The sequence below is a fragment of the Salipiger sp. HF18 genome, from assembly GCF_011806505.1.
Classification (GTDB): Bacteria; Pseudomonadota; Alphaproteobacteria; order Rhodobacterales; family Rhodobacteraceae; genus Salipiger; species Salipiger thiooxidans.
Genome location: NZ_JAATOS010000471.1, coordinates 1 through 3,075 on the forward strand (window position 1 = coordinate 1; position 3,075 = coordinate 3,075).

Genomic DNA, 3,075 nt, shown 5'->3' on the forward strand with positions numbered 1-3,075 from the left:
GGGCAGCGCCTGCAGCCCGACCATCACCCGGGTGCAGCGGGCGAAGAGGTCGGCGAAATAGGCCTTGCCGCCGTCCTCGTTCTGCCGGCCCTGCTGCATCTGCTTGAGATCGTGCCCGGCGCAGAACGCCTTGCCCGCGCCCGACAGGATCACCGCGCGCACCGTCCGGTCCTCGCGCAGCGCGTCGATCTGCTCTTGCAGCGCGGCGAGCATCTCGTCCGAAAGCGCGTTCAGCCGCTCCGGCGCGTTCAGTTTCAGATGCGCGACGGCGCCCGTGTCGTGACGTTCCAGCAGGTCCATCTTGTCCTCCCAACCTGTTTGCAGGCAGCTTAGCCCTGCCACGACAGGGAGGAAAGAATGGCGATCACGTTTACCATAGCCGAGATGGAGGACTATCTTGCGGACGTGTTTCCGCAGGTCGACGGCATGTTCGGGATCGACCGCATGGACGAGGACCTGCTGGTGATGCGGCTGCGGGTCTCGGACGCGCATCTGCGGCCCGGGGGCACCGTCTCGGGGCCCTCGATGTTCGCGCTGGCGGACGTGGCGGCCTATGTGGCGACGCTGGCGCGGATCGGGCGGCAGGCGCTGACGGTGACCACCCATTGCTCCATCGACTTCATGCGCAAGCCCGAGGCCGGGGTCGACCTGCTGGCCGAGGCGCGGCTGCTGAAGCTCGGGCGCAGCCTCAGCGTGACCGACGTGCTGCTCTATTCCGAGGGCTCGGACAAGGTCGTGGCCCATGCCTCGCTGACCTATTCGATCCCGCCGGTGGCGATGGGCTAGGGCAGGGCGCCCCACCAGAGAGAAACCAAAAATGGCGCGAGGGGATGCCTCGCGCCAAGGGAAGAGGTTCTGTCAGCTCCGGGGATCAGCGCTGCCAGAACATGCGACGCGCTTCCTTGTAGGCCACGTGTCGTTCCACGCCGATATCCCTCAGCAGATGTGCATCGAGCTGCGACAGCGCACGACGGGTGCGGCGGCGCTCGGACCACTGAGCCAGCACCACCGCGATGCGCAGCGCAATGGCCGACATCGGCGGCAGCGGGCGCTGCGCGTCGAGATAGGCGATCAGCGGGGCATGTGCGGTATTGTTGACCATGGGATAACTCCAGCTTTGTATTGGTACAATGTCCTTGTATTTCGTGCCGATTTGATACATTCTGCCACTATGGGCGTCGAGAAAAACATTGTGACCGATACAATATCTGCGCTGTTCGAGGAGCAGCCGGAGGGGCCGAAGTACCGCGTGCTGTCCTCGGCGCTGCGACGAGGCATCGACCAGGGCCATCTGCCCGAGGGCACGCGGCTGCCGCCGGTACGCGATCTGGCGTGGCGTCTCGGCATGACGCCGGGCACGGTGGCGCGGGCCTACACGTTGCTCACGGACGAGAACGTGCTGACCGCCGAGGTCGGGCGCGGCACCTTCGTCAGCTACAAGGACGAGGAGCGCCCGCCGCTCTACATCACCCGCCCGATGACACCGGGCACGGACGGCATCGAGATGGTGAACCTGTTCACCGCGCGCCTGCCCGACCTGGGTCAGATCGCGTTGATAAACGACGGTTTTCGCCGTCTGGCCGAGCGTCCGGACCGGGCGCTTCTGGACTACCCGACCGCATCCTCCTTTGCCGCGACCCGACAAGCGGTGGTCGACTGGCTCGACCACGTGCCGCTGGGGAGCCTCCAGCACGAGGACATCGTGCTCTCGCACGGGGCGCAAAGCGGCATCTCGCTGGTGATGCAGGCGGTGCTGCGGGGGCGCCGCCCCGTGGTGCTGGTCGAGGAGCTGGCCTATCCCGGCTTCCGCCGTGCCGCCGAGCTGGTGCGGGCCGAGATTGTATCGGTTCCGATGGATGAGGACGGAATTGTACCCTCCGCTCTGGCCGAACTCGCGCACCGTCACGAGGCTCAGCTGCTTTGTACCTCTCCGGAACTGCACAATCCCACCGCGCTGGTGACGCCGCCGAAACGCCGCCATGAGATCGCAGATGTGGTGCGCCGTGGCGGGTTCGACATCCTCGAGGACGACAGCACCTTTCTCGGCGAGACGCGCTCCGAGAGCTACCGCGCGCTGCTGCCCGAGCACGGGTGGTTCGTCTCCTCGATCTCCAAGACGCTGACGCCTGCGCTGCGGGTGGGCTTTGCCATCGCGCCGCAATCGCGCCGCAGCGAGCTTCGCCGTGTAGCCGAAAACGGCTTCTTCGGACTGGCCAAGCCGCTGGCCGACCTGATCGGAGACCTGCTGACCCGCGACGAGACCCGCGAGATCGTGCGCTCGGTCCGCCGCCGCAACGCGGTCTACGTGCGCGCGGCGGTGAATGCGCTTGGCGGGCACGACATCGGCTGGCACGAGGAGGCGCCCTTCGTCTGGCTGCGCCTGCCCAGCGGCTGGCGCGCCGCCGCCTTCAGCCGTGCCGCCGAGGCGCAGGGCGTGCAACTGCGCCCGGCCGAGGAGTTCTCCCCCCGCAACGGATTTGCGCCGCACGCGGTCCGCATCGGCATGAACGCGCAGGTCGCGCTCAGCGATTTCGAGGCGGCGCTGGGACGGTTGCGGCGGCTTTTGGACAATCCGCCGGAGCAGATTCTGGTCTGAAAATTGGGGTATATAGATACCATAATTTCAAGCCATTGTTTTGTAATGGATAATTTGGATTTGTCCCGCTTGACGTGGCTCGCGGGATGCATATAACCGCCCAATCTGAATTCGGGCCTCCCCAGCGGGGTCCATTTGAACAAGCTCAAGGGCAACCGCGATGAAAACCTTCTCTGCGACTCCGGCAGACATCGAGAAGAAATGGATCGTGATCGACGCGGAAGGCGTCGTTCTCGGCCGTCTCGCCTCGATCGTCGCCATGCGTCTGCGTGGCAAGCACAAGGCCACCTTCACGCCCCATATGGACATGGGTGACAATGTCATCATCATCAACGCCGACAAGGTGCAGATGACCGGCAAGAAGCGTGAAGAAAACTTCTACTGGCACACCGGCCACCCGGGCGGCATCAAGTCCCGCACCAAGGCCCAGATCCTCGAGGGTGCCTACCCCGAGCGCGTGGTCCTGCAGGCCGTCAAGC

Annotated in this window: 5 protein-coding genes; 3 read left to right on the forward strand and 2 right to left on the reverse strand. The window is 65.4% G+C overall.

The window, feature by feature from the left end; all coding sequences use genetic code 11:
• On the reverse strand, positions 1 to 300 hold a 300-nt coding region (locus tag HC022_RS22610), incomplete at its 3' end, for an enoyl-CoA hydratase/isomerase family protein (protein ID WP_175583700.1).
• A gap of 57 nt (positions 301 to 357) precedes the next feature.
• Between HC022_RS22610 and HC022_RS22615 the strand changes: the two genes are divergently transcribed.
• Positions 358 to 786: a PaaI family thioesterase gene (locus HC022_RS22615; protein WP_167453901.1), complete on the forward strand. Its 429-nt coding sequence runs from the start codon at positions 358 to 360 to the stop codon at positions 784 to 786.
• Between the two features lie 85 nt (positions 787 to 871).
• Here the strand turns inward: HC022_RS22615 and HC022_RS22620 are convergent, their stop codons facing one another.
• Positions 872 to 1,102: a DUF1127 domain-containing protein gene (locus HC022_RS22620; protein ID WP_008883857.1), complete on the reverse strand. Its 231-nt coding sequence runs from the start codon at positions 1,100 to 1,102 to the stop codon at positions 872 to 874.
• Between the two features lie 69 nt (positions 1,103 to 1,171).
• Between HC022_RS22620 and HC022_RS22625 the strand changes: the two genes are divergently transcribed.
• Entirely contained in the window at positions 1,172 to 2,596 is a 1,425-nt protein-coding gene (locus HC022_RS22625) for a PLP-dependent aminotransferase family protein (protein ID WP_008885800.1), read from the forward strand.
• A gap of 160 nt (positions 2,597 to 2,756) precedes the next feature.
• Positions 2,757 to 3,075 (forward strand): 50S ribosomal protein L13 (rplM, locus tag HC022_RS22630; protein WP_167453902.1); only part of this gene is annotated, 319 nt, incomplete at its 3' end.